Raw genomic sequence first — 20,749 nt, 5'->3', positions numbered from 1 at the left:
CACCCATAGATTGGATTGTTGAAACTAATTGAAGTCATCAAGATAAGTCTTTATCAAACAACAAGTTGATCAGTACAACCTCCTGATATCTATAAATATTTATTTTCAATTCATTTCAGTATTTTTGGCATTGTTTTATATGACAAAGTACACCCCGCTAGAGCCCCTCGGCTTTAAATAATATCAATAAAATCTAATAACTCGATTCTAATAAAAATAGCCAAATAATGGCATTTAGGAACTTATTCATGCTTAACGTCAGTAAAACCGTTCTATTTAGCTCTGCCCTCTGTTTCATCTCTTTTGTCACTCATGCCAAGATATATTCAGACCAAATCGTATTGGATAACCTCGGTGAAGATATCTGCCGTTCCGATTATCGTCCGCTCAGTAATACAGAAGCTCAAGAACACAAAACCGCCCTACTATCTCGCATGAATGTGTGGGACATTGCTGGCCTTAAAAATGACTGGGTGATCATGGGGTCTGGCTACCACGGGCTCATCAAACAAGGACAACCAAGTGACAATACTTGGTGCTACCCCAATACCCCAGACGCAGGCCTGCCTTACTACGAAGCGCAAGCTATCGAAACGAACAATAACCTTGATATTCAACGCGCCTTAGTCAGCGACAACACGAACTTTATCAGGCCACTGAGTTACTTGGCCCATAACCTCGGTTACGCTTGGGTTGGAGGCGATAGCGCGCGTTACGTCGGCCAAGACATGGCAATAAAACCGCTTAACAATGGTTGGGAGATTAAAGGCAATAACGATGGAAGCTGTGCCGGTGATCGCTGTGATGAGAAGACAAGCATCACTGTTGATAACTTCGCTTACACGCTCGATAACACATCGTTTTTACACGGTTCTATGACAGAGACCGACCAAGAACTGATTGAAACCGTCTCGGCTTATGCAATCAATGACGACGATCAGTCTAAACAAATCGTCGTTGACCTTCATTTTGAGCAATCCACACAATGGAGTAAAACCCAACGCTTCGACCTTGCTGATTCAGTCGTCATTGATAAAACCTTTCATTGGCCACAAGTTGGAAAGACAGAAGTAAGAGTAGCGCTAGAAGATGGCCAACGTTTCTCCGATACCAACAATGGTGCTCGTTTTGAACCAACAGAACTGGAAGCCATCATCACCGTGCCTGCTCACTCAGTACTTCCTTTTCAAGTAGAGTTCTTACGCTCTACCATCACTTACCCATACCGTATCAAAACCAGCATGAGTTACGACGTGAACTTCACAGGTTTCCTTCGTTATAGCGGCAATGCGCTAAGCTCACACCCAACAAACCGCCCGACGGTCTCTCACACCTTTACCATGGGAACCACCAGCGAAGATCAAGCCAATATCCGCTACCAATGGGATCACCGTTATATTCCTGGAGAGATGAAATGGTGGGATTGGAGCTGGGCAATCAACACCAATGGTTTAAGTAGCATGCAGTACGCCGCAGGTGCCAGTGTCCGTCCTTTCTACACCTATGTTTCAGGCCAGTTTAGTGCGGAGTCACAATATTCTGGAATGATCGATATTGGTACTGAGCACTCTATTGATTCATTTAACGCCATGACACCTTCAGGCGATTACACACCCTACTACGCTGGTGACATCAAGGTTCTGACTGACTTCGACCCTGCAGCCCTAGCGCAACTGGGTTATAACAGCGCTCAGCTAACGCTTACCCCAATGCAGCCATAAGCCCATAGAAAGTTTCAGCTGTTATTCCAAGCCCATTGCGTCTGCTCTTGGCTTGATTCGTCTTACATTCTCTCAGTCATACATCTGTATTAGCCGCTAAGTATTCACTTTCTGAATCGTTTTTCATTGACTTAAAAATGAAATCATAACGACACACTAATTTGCGTAACTTAGGATGCAAATAGGCAATCAGATTACAGTGCCTATCAGGAGGATGTATGAAACCAAATCGATCTACGGTACTCACTGGACATGTAAAACACTGCCCATGCTGCTCTACCGAACTGGTCATCAAAGACCACATTCACGTTTGCCCGCGCAATGAAATTGGCGACTGTTACTTCGATGGCTATGACCAACACGAACAGCGCGCTAATACCGATTTTATCGATCATGCAAGTGCCAACGATAGCCTTGTTTACGGCATGTCAGAACACTAAGCGTTATTAAAGATTTGTTGAAGTCATTTCGCGCCAAAAAAAATGCAGCGCCAATCGAGTGATTGTTCGCTGCATTCTTAGATCCTGTAAACTTAGCTAACCATTAAAATGGAGCTAGGCAAAACGGATTACCACATTAGATCATCTGGGATCACGAAGTCTTTGTACGGGTCATCTTCGTCTACTTCGTCTGTGCTACCTGCCTGCGTATCAACGATAGATTCTTCGTCGCGCATAGCAATCTTGTTCGCTACTGCTGTTGGAATAACAACGTAGCTCTCGCCTTGACGAGCAATACTTAGAATGCCTTTACTTAGTTGCTTTTGAGTCAGCTCTTCTACGTAAAGGTATTTAACTAGCGTACCGTCGGTGAAGTTGTATTTGATCTCACCGTTCTTCTGTTCGATCTTGTTCATCTCAATCAGTTGCTTCACTTGAGCTTTAATTTCTTTGCTCAACTGTTGTTCTTTCAACTGTTGGTTTAGCTCTTTGTCTTTCGCTTGCTGCGCCAGTTTAGTTTCTTCAGCTGCCGCTTTTGCTTCACGAGACTGAACGCGAGACTTTTTAGAGCCTTTCTTCGCCTTCTTTAATTTTTTCTCATTTACCAAGCCAGCTTTAAGCATCTGCTCTTGGAGTGTTAACTTTGCCATGACTTTCCCAGTTCAGGATTAAAAACGGCACTATCATACCTGTTTTTGAGGTTTCTGTTTACTGAACAAGAGTAAATTACAGAACAATCGCAAAATTTATGCTGATAGCTCTAAGCTGTGTCCATATTCCCTTCATGTTGCTCACAACCTCCACTTTACCGCGACACACAGTTTTCACTTAAGCACGCCAATATTGGCTGTTCCACCGACTCGAAAGCATTAACTGACCCTATTATTCGCGCGCGTACCACTTATCATTCCGATAAGACAATATGTTAATTTTCAATGGTTAATCAATTTTATAAAACCTTGGCATATATCTCATATTTGAATAAATGCCATAGAGTTATAACTCCAATGTCATAACTCTTTACTACGTTATTCTTTAAACCAATCAGTAAGGATAACGTGAAAATGAAAACTCAATGGACTTGCCTGAGTGCATTACTTGTATCAGCTTCATTCATCTCAACCTCGGCTATTGCAGATACCGATGTGTACCTGACCAACAACACCAACCAAGTGATGACGATTCAAACCATTCATACTGGTACCGACCTACTTCAGTTAGGTGATGAGTGGCAGCAACATGTTGAACAAATTGGCCCGTGGGAAACCAAAAAGCTGATAAGTTTCAACCGCTGGACAGGCGTGAAGTCCGGTAAGACATACGAGTTTGACACAGTAGTCTCAAATTCTATTGGGGAGAGCGTCACACTTAATCAAATCATGGAAGGACATTGGTACAACTCAACACTGCAACACGGTTTGAGCGCAGCAGACGTCGACTTAACACTGCATGATGATCGTAATATTCACCGTAATTCAACCGATGCTTTTGATGTGAATACGGAGCTTGCCTCCAAAGCTGATAACACCGCTCGCTACGATGATATTTACTATACCATCACCCCAGAGAAAATCGATGAGCAACCAGAGCCAGATGCCAACATATTGAAAGTGATGACCTACAACATTTGGGCTCTACCCGCTATCGCTTCGCACATCGGTGATCGTTACGACCTCATCCCTCAATACGTTAAGGGCTACGACGTATTGGCGCTTCAAGAAGTGTTTGCCAACGGACGAGATGAGTTCCTGCGTGAACTGGCAAAAGAGTATCCTTACCAAACTAAAATGCTCGATAAAGAAGGCATCAACATCTACGACGGTGGCGTGATCATTGTGAGCCGCTATCCTATCGTCAACGAAGCACAATACGTATTCCCTGATTGTACGGGCACAGATTGTTTCGCTGACAAAGGGGTGAATTACGCTGAGGTCATCAAAAACGGTCAGGCTTACCACGTGTTCGGTACTCACACCGCTTCGTTCGATACGGACACCGCTCGTGATTACCGACAACGTCAATTCAAGCAGATGCGTGCACTGGCGCAGTCTCTGAATATCCCGGCATCAGAAACTGTGGTTTACAGCGGTGACTTCAACGTGAACAAGCTCAAGTTCCCAAGCGACTACCAACAGATGTTCGCTAACCTGCAAGCTGACGAACCAACCTACTCAGGTTACACCGCTTCTACCTTTGACCCACGCATCAACAACTTTGCGGGTGAACCTATGTCGGGTGGTGAAAACGTTGAGTATCTCGATTATGTGGTAGTGAGCTCGGAATATGCCGCCAAAGCTCATAACGACAATCGTGTGGATGTCCCAAGATCAACAAGCAGTGAGTTATGGAAGCACTACAACCTTTCAGACCACTTCCCTGTTAGCGCCGTGATCAAGTAACTCGGTGAACCAATAATGCATCGAGTTATATTAATCCTAATGCTCGTCTTAACGGCTAGCATTATTGGCTATTCGTGGTCATCAAAAACGAACGAAACAGCGCTATCTTCTGCTCAACACACAGAACCTAAGCCGCGTGTTTCTACGACAACTAATGACGATAATTCCACGCCTACTGCAACCGCTAGTTCGGAAAACTCCGCATCGCACAGCAATCAAGCCCAAGCTGGAGCACTGGACGGTAAAATTCTTGCTGAAAACTTGAGTGAGCTTGAAGGCAAGGCTTTGTTCGATGAACTCGATGGGTTCTGGAAGCTTTGCCAACAACGCGATGACTGCGCAGAGCAACTCGCACGATTGAAATCAGAATTGCCGGGCATATGGTTTGAGTTACTGAGCGACTATCCGCAGCTATCGGCTGACTGGCAATTAACACAAAGCACTATCCCACTTGAATCCATAGAGACTCTTGAAGATCGTGTAGCCTTATTCAAGCAATCTGCACAACAAGTATGGGGAGAGTTGGCCCACCAGCTATTCGCTGACCAGTTTGCTCATCTGGATTTTACGCTTGACGCTAACACCCTTGAAAAGAACGAAGCGAGCCAGTTTTTGGCCAACTATCAAGATTTGCTTAGTGAATGGCAAAACAATACGGGCACGTTAAACGCCGAAACACAGCTTCAAAAATATGAACTGGCAGTATCTTTGATACCCAGCAGCTATAGCCCTGCTGAAGTAGCATCAGTCAAAGCCGACCTTCAAGATGCCTACTTAGATGAAGCGCAGGCCAGCAACATTGCCGCGCGAGAACAACAAGTCGCACAACAGCAACAAACCGTGATGAGTTATCACGAGCAACTGGATCAGCTCAAAGCAACCTTAGACTCTCAGCGCTCATCAAGTTATGCCACTTGGACTCAACAAGATTGGGACAGTTATTATCAACAGCAAGTCACCGATTTCAGGGAGCAGTTCTTTAGCAAGTAACGCCTTAACTTAAACCATCACGAAACTGAGCGGGCGTTTTATTGAGCCAACCTTTAAACGCCCTTCTGAAATTTGCAGGGTCGCTATAACCGAGCCTTTCACCGATGTCATCAATGCTCATGGTTGTGCCGAGTAATAGCTCTTTGGCCAGCTCCACTCGAACTTCGGTAAGCAATATTTGGTAACTGGATTCATGGATCACTAGCTCTCTCCTGAGTGTACGAGAGCTACAACCAAACTCATCCGCGAGTTGTTCAATATTCGGGAAACTGCCTGCGGTTTGATAAAAGATCGTTTTGATCTGGTTAGTCAGCAGATGCTCAGAGTCCAACGTTTCCATTATCGACTGGCAAGACGCAAGATAGCGCTTCAGTGTCGCTGCATCATGAGTCAATAAGGTTTGCGACAAAACCGATACATCAAAACGCAGTTCACAATGGCTCTGCTCAAAAACTACAGGGCACTGGAAACGATCGTCATAGAGCTTGGCGAAATTAGTGCGTGTATAAGGCAAAGCCAAAATATGAATATCCAACTCATGACCAGTCAGCTCTTTGAATAAAGAGACGATTGAACTCAAGAAATATTCACTGCAGAAAGGAAGCAGATCGCCCACTTCCAATGTGTTCTCAATCTGAATCACTGCTTGCTCGGAATCTAGAAACAATTTAACCGAGAAGATAGGACCGTTCAGGCGCAAATACTTGAAGCCCGACTTGATGGCCTCCCCGACATTTTGACTGGTTGATAGCGCATAACCCAACACACCAAAGTGGCTCAAGCTAGCGTGCTCTCCCAACCAAAGCCCCAAACCATCGTGAGGAAAACTCTGATTAGCCGCGCTAAACAACGAAAGCTTGTCAGCGTAAGTCAGTTTTCCATTCGGATCTCGCCAATCCATGTTCGGCAAACCCACATCATTGAGTAGCCTTTCAATATCGATACCTCGTTGCTCTAGCGTATTCAACAGCAGCGCGATATCTAATGTACCTAACTGGTGCCTATGTCCGGTTGGCTTATACTCCGCGATAATCTCCAATCGTCTCTCCTTATATCGAGCCCATTCCCATCAACATGACTACTCAGCTTCAACAACACTACTGACAAAATCGTGATTGGCAACGCGCTCTTGTCCGAATATGACCTCCCAATTCTACGCTACTCATCGCACAATGGCTTTAATTGTTAAATTAATGTGAAGCATCGCAATGATAAAAACGAACCCAGCCCCACACAGTTTGATTGATTCTAATGGTCAGCCGAGCATTGGACATTTCGATGGCATCCCCAAGCACCTGAACATCGAGAACTTTGACTACCGAAACTCGATGGATTCAAAAGCAGCCCCTTGGCAGAAGCACTTCCACTACAAGCAATTTCAGTTTGTCAGCATCGTCACCGACACACACATTATTGGTATCGCTATCGCGGATATTCGCTACTTGGGCTCGGCATTTTGTTATCTGTACGACATAGAAAACAACCATCTAGAAGAGTCATCTTGGTTGAGGCCATTAGGGTTTGATAAGCATGTAACGCCTTCACCATTTGAAGGAAAGACAAGCATTGCAGATCAAAGCATTGCTTTCTATATCGAGGGCGGACAATGGCGAGTTCGCTTGAATACGAAATTCATCAAGGCCGATATTTCTTTAGAGCCTGAAACCGACAGCTTGCCCATGGCGATGTGCAGCCCAACGGGTTATTCAGGTTGGACTTACACCCAAAAGCACAATGCTTTGCGCATCAGCGGTGAAATCCAAATCAAGGGAGAATCACTCGTTCTCGAACAAGCTCGTGCCGGTTATGACTTTTCAGCGGGTTACATGAGACGTGAAACCAGTTGGCGCTGGGCAAGCATCAACACGCAATCCAATGGGACAGATATTGGCTTGAACCTCGCAGCAGGCGTCAATGAAACCGGAGGCTGCGAGAACGTTTTATGGATCAATGGAACTCGGCACTTACTTAACCCGGTACAGTTTGCGTTTAGTCGCCAAGACACCAATTTACCTTGGCAGATAACATCACAAGATGGACGTATAAACCTGACCTTTACGCCCTTAAATAATCGCAGCGAAAAGCTCAATTTATGGCTGTTAAAAAGTAACTTTCGTCAGTTCATTGGTCACTTTTCTGGCTCGATTGAAGACAACAATGGAGTGACACATCAACTCGATGGTGTTCTTGGCCTAACAGAAGATCACTTTGCTCGCTGGTAGCGAAATTTTGCTAACTGAATTTCAGGCGAGCAAGTCTAAGTAAACTTGATACTAAGAACGCGTATGGCGTCTCAACAAGGATAAAACATGAATATCGACGCATTAATCAATTACCCAGAATGGCTACTGCTGGTATTAGCGCCCTTGTTCGTGGTGTGCATGTTGGCTGAGTATTTTATCGGTCAGAAGCAAGGTCGACTGCCTGATAACTCCAGCTATAAGCTTTCAGAAGTGATGTGTAATTTCACGCTGGCGGGAATGCATCAACTCTCCGATTTGCTCACCGGGTTATTGGTCGTGCAGCTGTATCTCTGGATGTTTGGTTGGCGCTTAATGGACATTGAAATGGGCGTGCTGAGTTTTGTTGTATTGATGGTGTTGCAAGACTTTTGCTATTACTGGTTCCACAGAGCAAGCCATCGTGTTCGCTGGATGTGGGCAGCACACGTGGCACACCACAGTTCAGAAAACATGAACTTCAGTACGGCTTTCCGTCAAAGCTTAATGTATCCACTTGCTGGGATGTGGCTTTTCTGGATACCGTTGGTCATCATAGGTTTTGCCCCTAAGTGGGTCATCTTTGTGGTGCTTCTCAACCTAGGTTTGCAGTTCTTCGTCCATACACAATGGATACGAAGCTTGGGGCCACTTGAATACATCTTTAATACCCCTTCGCATCATCGAGTACATCACGGCAAAAACCCGCAATACATCGATAAGAACTACGCCGGCGTTCTTATTATCTGGGATAAGTTATTTGGTACATTCGAACCTGAAGTTGAAACTGTACGTTATGGCGTCACCAAACCCGTGAACAGTTTTAATCCGATAGTGGTCACCTTTCAAGAATGGAAGGCCATATTCAAAGATTTGAAGAACCGAGAGTTAACCATGAAGCAGAAAGTCCAGTTGATACTCTCGCCTCCATCGGATTAAACGGACGATAGACAGATTGTATTAACTAAGAAACCGCCTCAATTGGTTTCAAAACCTTCCCCACTGACTCGATTGAATAGTAAAGCACCGTTTTCCGGCAATTTATTTGTGATCTGGGTTGCACGCGTACCGCATACTATCAGATACTGAACAAAACTAACCTTCAGCCACAGTAAACGTTCCGCGCTTGCTGTTCAGGAAATTCAATGAGTTCAGATAATCAGCCAACCTACTTCTTTTTCGATTACGAAACATGGGGCGTTAGCCCAGCAAAAGACCGTCCGAGTCAGTTTGCGGGTGTTCGTACCGACCAAGATTTCAATGTTATTGGAGAGCCTCTGGTTATCTATTGCCAACCTCCCGCTGATTACCTCCCTGCGCCTGAAGCTGCACTGATCACCCGTATCACACCACAAAAAGCGGCTTCACAAGGTCTTCCTGAACCAGAGTTTATCGCTAAGATCCATGCTGAGTTAGCCAAACCAAACACCACAAGCCTTGGCTACAACAGTATTCGATTCGATGACGAGGTAACGCGTTACACCTGCTACCGAAACTTCATCGACCCATATGCGTGGAGCTGGCAGAACGGCAACTCGCGTTGGGATTTATTAGATGTAATGCGCGCTGTTCACGCACTGCGCCCTGAAGGCATTGTTTGGCCAGAGAACGAAGAAGGTTATCCAAGCTTCAAACTGGAACACCTATCTGTGGCAAACGGCATTGAACATGAGAACGCGCACGATGCGATGGCCGATGTTATTGCGACCATCGAGTTAGCGAAGAAGCTGAAAGCTGCGCAACCTAAGATGTTCGATTACCTTTACAACATGCGTCATAAGCGTAAGCTGAATGATCTGGTTGATATCGTAAACATGACACCATTAATGCACGTTTCAGGCATGTTTGGCCGTGACTGCAACTACACCAGCTGGATTGTGCCTATGGCTTGGCACCCAACCAATCAAAATGCGGTTATCGTGGTTGATTTAGCCAAAGATCCAAGCCCACTGTTAGAACTGGACGCTGATGAACTCAGAGAAAGGCTCTATACCAAACGCAGTGAACTGAGTGAAGACGAGTTACCCGTACCCATCAAATTGGTTCAACTGAACAAGTGCCCTATTCTTGCTCCAGCCAAAACGCTGACGGCTGAAAATGCCGAAACCATCGGTATCGATCGCCAACAATGCCTGAAAAACTTGGCACTGCTGCGCGAACACCCAGAGATCCGCGAAAAACTGATCGGCCTGTATTCACAAGAGCGCGAGTACGAAAAGAGTGATGATGTTGATACACACCTTTACGACGGTTTCTTTTCACCTGCTGATAAAACAGCGATGAACATCATTCGCGAAACTGACCCGAACAACTTGGCGGCTTTGGATATCACCTTCAGTGACGAACGAATTAAACCGTTACTGTTCCGTTACCGTGCGCGTAACTTCCCATGGACGCTCGACGAAGCTGAGCAATTGAAATGGGCGAACCATTGTCGTGAGTTTTATGAGTGCCGTTTAGAAGAGTACATGCTCAACCTTGAAAACCTCGCGCACGAACATGAAAGTGACGAGAAGAAAATGGCTATCTTGAAGGCGGTTTATCAATACGTAGAAAAGTTAGCTAGCTAATTCCATTATCAAGAGACGTAACACTTTGAAAGAAAGATTGATCCAACTGGTTTACTGCTTAATCTCCTTCACCTTAATCATAGGTGCACTTACAGCAGGTAACGCGTTACAGCACTTTTTGGATACCTCAATTCCAGGCAGTATTTTTGGCATGTTGATTCTGTTTGCCGCCATGGTGATTGGTATTGTTCCTTCGCACTGGGTACAGCCCGGTGCAAGCTTGATTATCCGCCTAATGATCTTACTGTTTGTTCCGATCAGTGTTGGGTTGATGGATCATTTCGACATGCTCATCGCGAACGCATTGCCAATTATGGCGAGCGCCGTTGGTGGCACATTATTGGTGTTAGTATCCTTATCATGGTTCTTAGACCGCTTGCTTTCGAGAGGTAACTGATCATGTGGATTCTACTCACCATCGTGGTATTCCTATTTGCTCGCTGGGTAAGTCAAAAAGTAAACTCGCCGCTGTGTAACCCCCTGCTTATCAGCATTGGTATCATCATTCCGATTCTCACGTTCTTTAGAGTACCGTTTGAGACTTACTATGCTGACAACACTTGGATTACCTACATGCTGCAGCCTGCGGTTGTTGCACTTGCTTACCCACTTTATGAGCAGCTACCTCAAATCAGAGCCAACTGGCGCATCATTACCTTTGCGTGCACGCTAGGCAGTGTGATGTCGATGACAACAACGGCAGTGATCGCAGTAGCATTTAAAGCGGACTTAACTTTGATTGCGAGCTTGTTAGGCAAATCAGTCACCACGCCAATTGCAATGGAAGTATCGAGCCATTTAGGTGGTGAAGCAGCGATTGCGGCAATACTGGTATTGATTGTGGGTCTATTTGGAGCAATTTTTGCTTACCCAATCTACAACCTCATTGGTATTAAGAGCCCGATCGCCCGTGGTTTAACCATGGGTACCGTGTCTCACGCTTTAGGCACCGCGACTTGTGCGGAAAAGAATCAGGAAGATGCAGCATTCAGTTCTTTGGCTCTTGTGCTTTGTGGCGTCATTACCTCAATCATCGCACCGAGTATATTTTCGCTCGTGGTTTGGTTCTACTCTTAACCTAAACGATCACTACGCGATTCAGCCCAACCAGAATGCTGTTTATTACAGTGTCTGTTTGGGCTTTTTATTCGCATTTATTTAGCAATAGCAGTCAAGTCACGGTCTTTTACGAGCAATAAGTGCGATATCAGCTGTATAAATGGCTCTTGTAATCGATTTCAAGTGTGACCTCACTCTAATTATGCAAACCAATGTAACAACAACAATTCAATAGTGATCTTTATCACAGAAAATTCCTGAGCAATGCATAAACTTAAAGCCTAAGGTCAATTAAGGATTCAACATGAACAGTCGTATTACCCTGGCGCTGGAAAGTGCTCCATCATCAATGAAAGCGCTTTTGAGTGACATCGTATTAGCAGACAACTTTGACGCGACATTGTCTCCAGAACAATTTGCTAGCCTACTGCAAACAAGTGGTCTAGCGGATGACGAGCTACGTATTGCGCTACTTCCTTTTGCCGCAGCGTATTCTTACGCTCCGTTATCTGACTTTTATGTTGGTGCAATCGTGCGTGGTTTGTCTGGTACTCTGTATTTTGGTGCAAACCTTGAAATCGCTGGTGCTCAACTTGGTCAAACCGTTCACGCTGAGCAATCTGCAATCAGCCACGCTTGGATGAAAGGCGAACTAGGTATCTCAGATATCACCATAAACTTCAGTCCTTGTGGTCACTGTCGTCAATTCATGAACGAACTGACAACAGCAAAAGAACTTAAAGTTCAGCTGCCACAACGTGATGAAATGTCTCTGCAAGAGTATCTGCCAGACTCGTTCGGCCCTGCTGATTTAGGTGTAACAACTGGCTTAATGACAAAACTTGATCATAAATACACGACCGAAGAAACAACGCCTATTGTTGTAGAAGCGCTAGCAGCACTAAACCGCAGCCATGCTCCTTACACCAAAAACCTAAGTGGTGTTTCACTACAACTGACGTCGGGTGAGGTTTTCACCGGTGCTTACGCTGAAAACGCAGCGTTCAACCCAAGCTTACCTCCTCTACAAGTGGCGTTGATTCAACTTAAACTGGCTGGCTTCGATTTCGAACAAATTGAAAGTGCTGCTTTGGTTGAAATCGCAGAAGGTAGCATCAGTCACCTGGCGGATACACAATCTACATTAGAAGCGATTAATCCCGACATTCCAGTGACTTACTTAGCAATCTAAGTACATATAATCAACAAAAATTTAAATAAGCAGCCCTAATTAACAGGGCTGCTTTTTTTATGCCTGTAATTAACGCAACAACTTGGGCAAACGTTTGCTTTTATCATTGAAATAAGTATGATCACCCCGTTTTCAATCAATCGTTCAAAAGATCGGAAGGAATTTCTATGTTTGGTACTGCTACTCGTGAAAATGCTACTCGTGTACTTCTATTAGGTTCGGGTGAACTCGGAAAAGAAGTTGCCATCGAGTGCCAACGTTTAGGTTTAGAAGTTATTGCTTGTGACCGTTATGCAGACGCACCAGCAATGCAAGTTGCGCACCGTAGCCATGTATTAGACATGTTAGACGGCGATGCACTTCAAGCGATCATTGAACTAGAAAAGCCAGATTATGTGGTTCCTGAAATTGAAGCTATTGCCACCAGCAAGTTGGTAGAGCTAGAAGCGCAAGGCTTAAATGTCGTTCCAACTGCGAATGCGACCAAGCTAACGATGAACCGCGAAGGTATCCGTCGTCTAGCCGCAGAAGAACTCAAACTGAGCACTTCACCTTACCGCTTTGCAGACACCTTTGAAGACTTCGCTTCCGCTGTTGAATTCGTGGGCATGCCTTGCGTTGTTAAGCCAGTAATGAGCTCTTCAGGTAAAGGCCAAAGCGTGATCAAAACAGAAGAAGACATTCAGAAGTCTTGGGACTACGCACAAGAAGGCGGTCGTACTGGCGCGGGTCGTGTAATCGTTGAAGGCTTCATCGACTTTGATTACGAAATTACGTTACTTACCGTTCGCGCTGTTGATGGTGTGCATTTCTGTGCGCCTATCGGTCACCGCCAAGAAGACGGTGATTACCGCGAGTCATGGCAGCCACAGGTCATGTCTGACAACGCACTTAAAGCGGCGCAATACACGGCAGAGCAAGTGGTTAACGCATTAGGCGGTCACGGCATCTTTGGTGTTGAACTGTTCGTTAAAGGCGACCACGTGATCTTCAATGAAGTCTCCCCTCGCCCACACGATACAGGCCTAGTAACATTGATGTCTCAAGACTCATCGGAATTCGCACTGCACGTACGAGCCTTTACGGGTATGCCGATCAAATCCATCACGCAATACGGCCCTTGTGCATCAGCGGTTATTCTAGGCCAAGGCACTTCAACTAACATTCGTTTTGAAGGTCTTACAGAGGCGCTAGACGCACCACAAACACAAGTTCGCCTGTTTGGTAAGCCTGATATCGATGGTCGCCGTCGTTTAGGTGTGGCGCTTACTCGTCGTAACAGCACAGAAACAGCGATTGAAGATGCCATTGAGAGCGCGTCAAAAGTAAAAGTGATTTACTAACCTGCTATTCAATTCTGAACAATCACGAGTTCAAATCTGAACCATAAAAAGACGGGCTATCGAGCCCGTCTTTTTGTTGGTGTTATCTGTTCGCTTAACTAAGCAGACTGAACTTAAGCGTCTGACTCAATCAAATACACTTCTTCACAGAAGCGAGACAAGCCTTTCTTAGCAATCTTCGGATGTTCATCGTTCGCTATATCTTGATTCAACAATGTAATTTTGTATCCTGCAAACAATTGAGCAATCTCTAACTTAGGTACGCTAAACGGAGGCCCCGCCATCTCGCTTTGATCATAATCCAGAGTCACCAGAAGGATCTTACCGCCCGGTTTCAGCAGTTGTTTTAAGCGCTCTACGTACTGCACTCGCATCTCTTCAGGCAATGCGACTAAAGACGCGCGATCATAAATGGTATCGACAGGTTGGATTGGCGCTGAAAAGTAATCGCCCGTGTAGATGTTCAGTTCATCGAATTGGTAGAGCTCGTGCTGACCGCTAATTTGAGTCACCGTCGGCGTGTAAAAATGCTCTGAGAAAAATGCGCGTACCGCGATTTGGCTAAGCTCAACCCCTTGAACCTCTTCATGCTTAGACGCTAACCAAATCAGATCTTCGCTTTTGCCACAAAGTGGTACAAACACACTCTTCTCGTAGCTAGGCTCAGTCTTTTCCCAAAATTTAATCAGAAGTGGGTTTACATCTTCGAGGTGGAAACCAATTTGGTTGGCAGCCCATTTATTGTGCCAAAATTCAGGATTATTCATCTTTCGTTCATGTTAAACAGTCATAATGCAAGGGTACAGTATAGAGAGGTAAGAGCAACCTTAGCTTGGTTTAAAGTACTAAATTGATTTCGATAAAATCAGAAACTGGCTAAGTTCAAAGTTCTGATAATTGCGGAACTAACGGTTGGGTTATTTGGCTATATCTTCACATTTTAAAGCAATATTAAACGTTAGAATTGGTTTCTGTCTTAGCTAGCCTCATTTAATATGTAGTGAAATTAGTTAAGCTGTTTTTACTCTTGTGCGTTACTGGTTACCCCTTTTGACTACCCGTTTTTTGTAACCTTGTATTTTGGAGTTTGAATGAGTGTATTTCTCCGTACGACGGCCCTAATGCTTTTGGTATTGAGCCGAGCGCCTGCATTCGCAGCAGCACCTGTTTCAACAAGTTCAACAGATCAAACGCGCACTCCTGCGCAAAACCAAGTATCTTCAAACGTATTCCGTCATAGTTTGAGCGGCCTTTACGGCATCAAAGCCTTCGACTCACGCCCGACTCAGCCTTACACCGACTTCGATATTTTGTACAGCAAAGCGCATCAAGGCCAAGCTGAACTAGAAACTATCTGTAAAAGTACTGCCCTACTCACCAATTCTGAAGCGCTATTTGCTGGCGTTAAATCTCAAGCTCGCGCAGAAGAAAAAATCGCCCTTGAGCTTGATGGTGATGTGACAAAAATTACCGACTTAGCCCGTGCAACTATCATCGCGAACGATGTAGAGAGCTTGGTTGAAGTTTACGAAGCGCTAAGCCGTGAAGCAGACGTTGTTAAGCTGAAAAATAAGTTTAAATCGCCGGCTGACTCTGGTTACCGTGACCTTAACTTGTTGGTTCGTTTGCCTAAAACCAACATCATTGCAGAGGTTCAACTTCACTTAAAAGCGATTGCTGATGTGAAAAGTGGTCCTGAGCACGAGCTGTACGAAATTATCCAAGGTATTGAGCGTCACGCAATTGCAGAACATCGCCCAATCAACGATATCGAAGCGGCACAAATCAATAGCCTACGACGCCAATCTTTAGAGCTTTACCAACAAGCATGGCAACCGTACATCACAACGCACATTAAAGCGGCTTAACACATAGATAGGCTATTCCAATAAACATCACAAGGGCTGCACTCGCAGCCCTTTTTAGTACTTGTTGAGTAGCCTCTCCACTTCCTATCCCAAATAATCAGATCGTTTAAATTTAGATCTCAGTCTCTTTTCTCCGTCGAACATTTCTGTTTCTATAGCGAATAAGCTTCTGACAAGAAAAGGAATTACGTCAATGCAGAATAACAAATCCATGCTTTCCATCGTGCTACTTGCTGCGTTTTCTGTACACGCTAGTGCTGACGAATGCGGAAAGATCACCACTGCAGACATGAACTGGAACTCGGCGAGCCCATTGCTCATGTCGACCAATTCATTTTGAATAACGGCTACGGCTGTGAAGCGGACTTAATCCCCCGGTGATAGCGTCCCTACGGGCACGTCAATGATTGAAAAAGGTCAACCTGATGTTGCGCCAGAGCTTTGGACTAATGGCATCAAAGAAGCGTTGGATAAGGGTGTTGCGGATAAGCGTCTACGTTACGCGGGCAAGTCTTTGGTCAACGGCGGTGAAGAAGGTTTCTGGGTACCAAACTACCTTGTTGAACAGTACCCAGAGCTTACAACCATTGAAGGTGTGATTAAAAACGCAAAGCTGTTTGAACACCCAGAAGATGATGAGAAGTTTGCGTTTTATAGCTGCCCTGCGGGTTGGACTTGTCAGATTACCTCCGGTCACCTGTTCGATGCGCTTAAGTTAGAAGATCACAATTTTGAAATGGTTGATCCCGGCTCAGGCGCCGCTTTAGCAGGTACGATAGCGAAAGCTTACGAACGCAAAAAAGCATGGTTTGGATATTACTGGTCGCCTACGCCTGTGCTAGGTAAGTATGAAATGGTGAAGGTTGATTTCGGAAGTGGTACTGACATTGAGGAATTCCGTAACTGTACGACACAACCTGATTGTGAATCTCCTAAAGTGACCATGTATCCACCAGCACCGGTTCACACAATCACCACAGAAGCCTTTGCTAATAACGAACCTCTTGCCTACCAATACTTTGAAAAGCGTGGTTTTACCAATAAACAAATGAGTGAGTTGCTTGCCTGGATGGAAGACAACCAAGCCGACGCCGAAGAAGCCATGTATTACTTTCTAGAAAGCTCACCACAGGTATGGAAGCCTTGGGTGTCTGAAGACATCGCAAGCAAGGTTCAACAAGCCCTTTAGAGTGAAGATTCAAAGTCAGAGGCCTAGCCTCTGTTTTCGCATCTAAAGCAAGTTCTTACCGGACAGTAAATAGATGGAGTTTGAGAAAGGTTACTAAAAATTAAAGAAATGCGTTTAGCTTAAACTCTATGCAGATACAAAAAGACCACGCTAGGCGTGGTCTATTGCTTGGCTACTTCTCGATTTTAATATTTTCGACACGGGCCTTTAGTTTTTGTCCCGGTCTAAAAGTAACAACACGTCGAGCAGAAATTGGAATGTCTTCACCAGTTTTCGGGTTACGACCAGGTCGCTCGTTTTTCTCGCGAAGATCAAAATTACCAAAACCAGACAGTTTTACCTGTTCGCCATTTTCGAGCGCTTTACGAACTTCTTCGAAAAACACTTCCACCGTTTCCTTGGCATCCCGCTTGCTGTATCCGAGTGTCTCAAACAGGTTCTCAGCCAAATCGGCCTTCGTGAGTGCCATAAAACTTTCCTCAAAGCTATGTTAAACATTGCTACCATCGCCAGTAGCGCCAAAGCATTTACCCTATTCAATCAATGAGATAAGGTCATTTACAAGGAAAGTGTATGCCAAGCTTCTGATTTTCGCCAACTTTTTTATCTTAACTATTTAATTATTCTTTCAAATCAGAAAGATAACTCGCTTCAAATTTCACATATATAGCTAAAAACCATCTACTCAACAGTAACGAGATGGAGTTATATCCCATACAAACAACCATTAATAGAATTTAAAACTTTAGCGAACTAAATAATAATTTTTGAGACTTTTCTCCGATACCCAATAAAATCAGCCACTTGATTTGATATGGGACTCAACAAAGGTTACTAAATAAGCGTTATTAAATATAAGATTTGTATCATTTCAGAATTTAATTCGAATTCACTTATAAAAGCCTATCTTCTTTTGAGGTTTTCGGTTACAACTTAACAGAGGATGGCTTGACGGAATCAGAACTCGATGAGTGTATCGAAATCAGAATAGAAATGATCGGTCTAGAAATAGAATATGATCTTGAGAGCCAGTTACTTGCGTGTATGGTTAGTTGATTGCTTAGTAAGTTGGTTATTTAAATAACTTCACTTCTTCGACATAGAATAAGACCTCACAAGTGCGAGGTCTTATTTGTCATTCAAAGCTGCTCATGCAATATCAGTTTTCTTCAATCACTTTTGTTCAGCAAGTGTTTGTGTCGCTGTGGTATTCGATGAACTCGCAGGTTTCACAATCAAACCAATCCCGACGAGAAACAGTACTGATGCAACAACCTGAGCCACAGACAGCACCTCATCATACATAAAGTAACCACTGATCAATGCGAAGATAGGCACTAACAAGGTTAACGGCGCGGTCGTGCTTAAAGGGTATTGGATTAGCAGCTTATTCCATACCCAATAACCAAATAGCGTGGTTGGGTAAGCTTGAAACAGCACCGCAATCGTCGTGTTCCAATCCCACTGTTCGATGCCCTGCCAGATTATTTGGTCACCGTGTAGCATCACTGCAAATAGCACCAATGGCACCGGAGCAAACAACATCCCCCAGACATTAAATACAAATGCTTGAGTGGTTTTAGATGCCTTAACAATCACGCCCATCAAGGTCCAACTGCACGCCGCAATCATAATCAAGATCACGCCATTAACGGTGACATTACCCGTAGCTGCTGATACCAATACCGCCAACGCACACATGGCTAGCATCGCACCCAATAACTTACGAACGGAAGCACTCTCCTTGAACACCCACACGCCAACCGCCATGCCGATTAATACGTTGGTTGAAAGTAAGACCGATGAAAGCCCAGACGATAAACCAGCAGTGATCGACCATGAAGCCATCCCCCAAATACCCACACCTAACACAAAGCCATAACTGACTAAGTAGCGCCAAGCGACATTAGGTCTCGCTACAAAAAATATCACCGGAATCACCGCTAGCGAAAAACGCGCGGCGGTTGCTAACAACGGATGAACATTAGTCACACCCATTTTGATCATCGAGAAGTTGAATCCCCAAATCGCCATGACGAATACCGCTAACAACAAATCATTTCTTTTCATACTGACCCCTCCTTTGTTTCGAATGAGTATCCCTTGAACAATAAAACCAGTACAGATACAATTTTTACAATAAAAACCAGTACAGTTAATGGCGGTCGTGACAATGAGTATCTACAGAAAGCTAGCCAATCAGTTTATCGATGAGATAGAAACCGGCAAAAGACCGGAAGGCGGACGCATGCCTTCGCTACGTCAATTGGCCAAGCAACAAGCCATCAGCATGTCGACCGTGGTCAGCTGTTACCAAGAACTGGAATCACAAGGCTGGATACATTCTCGACCGCAAGCGGGGTATTTTGTCTCGCCTCACAAACCATCTCACTCAACGCCTGAGTGGGCACAGTTTGAGAGTAAGGTGTCTAGCGTTAAGCAAACGTCATCGACTCACAACTCAATCAACGGACCTTTAGGGGTTTCGAGCACCACCAATGATGAGCAGTCGATCGTTGAACTGGAACGAAGTTTTCGTCGCGCTATTAGGCGTATGAGCAACAGGCTTAACCATTACCCAGATACACAAGGTGAGCCGATTTTACGACAGGCATTATCCACTCATTTTGCCAAGCTCGATGTGCACTTTTCACCTGAAGAGATGGTGATTACGGCTGGCTGTATGTCTGCGATTAAGGCCGCACTTGAATCTTGCACTAAAGAAGGCGACACCATCGCTATTAGCTCGCCATGTTTCAACGGTATTCTGGAATTGCTCGGACAAATGTCGCGAAAAATCATCGAGATCCCGTCTCTAGATGATGGTGTCGACTTGCAACAACTGGAAGCGCATTTGAAAAATAAACAAGTCGATGCCGCGATCTTTTGTACCTCTCATATGAACCCTCAAGGGATCAACATGTCAGCCACTCAAAAGCAGAAACTGGCTGAATTAGCGAATCACTATCGAGTGCCGATCATTGAAGATGATGTGTATCTGGAACTGTCCTACTCCTCACACACGCCGCTCCCCGCGAAATACTACGACAAAGGCGGTTTTGTCTTATGGTGTGGATCAGTATCGAAAAGTTTGTCACCGAGTTACCGTTTGGGATGGTGCTTGCCGGGCAGGTTTATCAACGAATACAAGGCTCAGTTCTCAGCTGCGAGCTACGGCGTTGCCCTGCCCACTCAGCTTGCGGTTGCTGACTTTATTGGATCTGGCCAATACGCTAAGCACGTGAGGAGAAGGTGCACTCAGATCTTGTCTTTGCGCCAACAATACCTAAGTTATTTGGCTCAGCACCTTCCTCAAGATGTGAAGATAAGTAATCCACAAGGTGGCATGGTGCTTTGGCTGCAAACCCCAAGCTTGAACCAGTCAGCCTTTGCTCAGGGCATTACCGAGAAGAACATTGATATTAGGCTTGGACACCTGTTCAGCACTCTCGACCTTTACAGCAATTGCTTACGCATCAATATTGGGTATTCGTTAGAGGGTGGAGCCAAGCAGCAATTGGATGCCTTAATCGAGCTTATCCATATTCACAGCTAACAGCACGTAGCACGTAGCCTTTCAAAATCCGCTTTTTTAAATGCCTTCGAATGCCGAATTCTAATAGCCTTTTGTCATAAAAAAGAAGGCTATTATTCCTATCTTAATTCGGGTAAAGCCCCGAACCGTAAGGAAACCCACACGCCTCAAAACCCTTAAATGCTGAGTTTGCAAGCACCCACAAAATTATGCAACTTGGCTAA

Annotated in this window: 18 protein-coding genes and 2 pseudogenes; 15 read left to right on the top strand and 5 right to left on the bottom strand. The window is 44.8% G+C overall.

Translation table 11 applies throughout. From position 1 onward, the window contains the following. Positions 1-248 precede the first annotated feature (248 nt). The gene (locus AB6E78_RS15935) at positions 249-1,721 is read left to right on the top strand and encodes an aerolysin family beta-barrel pore-forming toxin (protein ID WP_372133945.1); all 1,473 of its coding nucleotides are present in this window, start codon (positions 249-251) and stop codon (positions 1,719-1,721) included. Positions 1,722-1,939: 218 nt separating this feature from the next. Then, on the top strand, positions 1,940-2,161 hold the full coding sequence (locus AB6E78_RS15930) for a hypothetical protein (RefSeq protein WP_017059142.1): 222 nt from the start codon (positions 1,940-1,942) through the stop codon (positions 2,159-2,161). 128 nt (positions 2,162-2,289) lie between these two features. Here AB6E78_RS15930 and AB6E78_RS15925 read toward each other — a convergent pair whose 3' ends face one another. Next, positions 2,290-2,811 carry a DUF2058 domain-containing protein gene (locus AB6E78_RS15925; protein ID WP_010441213.1) on the bottom strand — a complete coding sequence of 174 codons (522 nt, stop codon included), beginning with the start codon at positions 2,809-2,811 and terminating at the stop codon, positions 2,290-2,292. A gap of 414 nt (positions 2,812-3,225) precedes the next feature. Between AB6E78_RS15925 and AB6E78_RS15920 the strand changes: the two genes are divergently transcribed. Together AB6E78_RS15920 and AB6E78_RS15915 are read left to right on the top strand one after the other, a co-directional pair. Further along, entirely contained in the window at positions 3,226-4,560 is a 1,335-nt protein-coding gene (locus tag AB6E78_RS15920) for a sphingomyelin phosphodiesterase (protein ID WP_372133944.1), read from the top strand. Positions 4,561-4,599: 39 nt separating this feature from the next. Next, positions 4,600-5,550, top strand: a complete 951-nt coding sequence (locus AB6E78_RS15915) for a chromosome partitioning protein ParA (RefSeq protein ID WP_372055573.1) — start codon at positions 4,600-4,602, stop codon at positions 5,548-5,550. A 4-nt stretch (positions 5,551-5,554) separates the two neighbouring features. Here AB6E78_RS15915 and AB6E78_RS15910 read toward each other — a convergent pair whose 3' ends face one another. Beyond that, complete coding sequence (locus tag AB6E78_RS15910) at positions 5,555-6,589, bottom strand: AraC family transcriptional regulator (protein WP_372133943.1); 1,035 nt, start codon at positions 6,587-6,589, stop codon at positions 5,555-5,557. Positions 6,590-6,758: 169 nt separating this feature from the next. On the opposite strand from AB6E78_RS15910, the gene AB6E78_RS15905 reads away from it, so the two are divergent. From AB6E78_RS15905 to purT, 7 genes are all read left to right on the top strand, one after another. Beyond that, positions 6,759-7,772: a DUF2804 domain-containing protein gene (locus AB6E78_RS15905; RefSeq protein WP_372133942.1), complete on the top strand. Its 1,014-nt coding sequence runs from the start codon at positions 6,759-6,761 to the stop codon at positions 7,770-7,772. Positions 7,773-7,859: 87 nt separating this feature from the next. Next, on the top strand, positions 7,860-8,708 hold the full coding sequence (locus AB6E78_RS15900) for a sterol desaturase family protein (RefSeq protein ID WP_372133941.1): 849 nt from the start codon (positions 7,860-7,862) through the stop codon (positions 8,706-8,708). 206 nt (positions 8,709-8,914) lie between these two features. After that, positions 8,915-10,339: an exodeoxyribonuclease I gene (gene sbcB / locus AB6E78_RS15895; protein ID WP_048611480.1), complete on the top strand. Its 1,425-nt coding sequence runs from the start codon at positions 8,915-8,917 to the stop codon at positions 10,337-10,339. 25 nt (positions 10,340-10,364) lie between these two features. Further along, on the top strand, positions 10,365-10,736 hold the full coding sequence (locus AB6E78_RS15890) for a CidA/LrgA family protein (protein WP_004734867.1): 372 nt from the start codon (positions 10,365-10,367) through the stop codon (positions 10,734-10,736). Positions 10,737-10,738: 2 nt separating this feature from the next. Then, positions 10,739-11,416 (top strand): LrgB family protein, encoded by a 678-nt coding sequence (locus tag AB6E78_RS15885; RefSeq protein ID WP_017059134.1) that lies wholly within the window; start codon positions 10,739-10,741, stop codon positions 11,414-11,416. A gap of 286 nt (positions 11,417-11,702) precedes the next feature. Then, entirely contained in the window at positions 11,703-12,590 is an 888-nt protein-coding gene (cdd, locus tag AB6E78_RS15880) for a cytidine deaminase (RefSeq protein WP_372133940.1), read from the top strand. 167 nt (positions 12,591-12,757) lie between these two features. Beyond that, positions 12,758-13,933 carry a formate-dependent phosphoribosylglycinamide formyltransferase gene (gene purT / locus AB6E78_RS15875; protein WP_136974855.1) on the top strand — a complete coding sequence of 392 codons (1,176 nt, stop codon included), beginning with the start codon at positions 12,758-12,760 and terminating at the stop codon, positions 13,931-13,933. A gap of 113 nt (positions 13,934-14,046) precedes the next feature. Here the strand turns inward: purT and AB6E78_RS15870 are convergent, their stop codons facing one another. Next, positions 14,047-14,700, bottom strand: a complete 654-nt coding sequence (locus AB6E78_RS15870) for a thiopurine S-methyltransferase (RefSeq protein ID WP_017059131.1) — start codon at positions 14,698-14,700, stop codon at positions 14,047-14,049. A 324-nt stretch (positions 14,701-15,024) separates the two neighbouring features. Here AB6E78_RS15870 and AB6E78_RS15865 point away from each other — a divergent pair, with 324 nt between their 5' ends. Further along, a complete protein-coding gene (locus AB6E78_RS15865) occupies positions 15,025-15,801 on the top strand; it encodes a RelA/SpoT domain-containing protein (protein ID WP_017059130.1) in 777 nt (258 codons plus the stop codon). A 193-nt stretch (positions 15,802-15,994) separates the two neighbouring features. Beyond that, positions 15,995-16,990: pseudogene (locus AB6E78_RS15860) on the top strand (ABC transporter substrate-binding protein). A 172-nt stretch (positions 16,991-17,162) separates the two neighbouring features. Here AB6E78_RS15860 and ihfA read toward each other — a convergent pair. Then, entirely contained in the window at positions 17,163-17,459 is a 297-nt protein-coding gene (ihfA, locus tag AB6E78_RS15855) for an integration host factor subunit alpha (protein ID WP_004734853.1), read from the bottom strand. 449 nt (positions 17,460-17,908) lie between these two features. On the opposite strand from ihfA, the pseudogene AB6E78_RS15850 reads away from it, so the two are divergent. Continuing rightward, positions 17,909-18,046 (top strand): annotated as a pseudogene (locus AB6E78_RS15850) (GTP-binding protein); the annotation flags it as partial. A 117-nt stretch (positions 18,047-18,163) separates the two neighbouring features. Here AB6E78_RS15850 and AB6E78_RS15845 read toward each other — a convergent pair. Beyond that, complete coding sequence (locus AB6E78_RS15845; protein ID WP_372133939.1) at positions 18,164-19,060, bottom strand: EamA family transporter; 897 nt, start codon at positions 19,058-19,060, stop codon at positions 18,164-18,166. 103 nt (positions 19,061-19,163) lie between these two features. On the opposite strand from AB6E78_RS15845, the gene AB6E78_RS15840 reads away from it, so the two are divergent. Then, entirely contained in the window at positions 19,164-20,546 is a 1,383-nt protein-coding gene (locus AB6E78_RS15840) for a PLP-dependent aminotransferase family protein (RefSeq protein ID WP_372133938.1), read from the top strand. Positions 20,547-20,749 lie beyond the last annotated feature (203 nt).

The sequence above is a fragment of the Vibrio sp. 10N.247.310.98 genome (assembly GCF_041467395.1).
Classification (GTDB): Bacteria; Pseudomonadota; Gammaproteobacteria; order Enterobacterales; family Vibrionaceae; genus Vibrio; species Vibrio crassostreae_C.
This window is presented reverse-complemented; position numbering and strand designations above follow the sequence as displayed.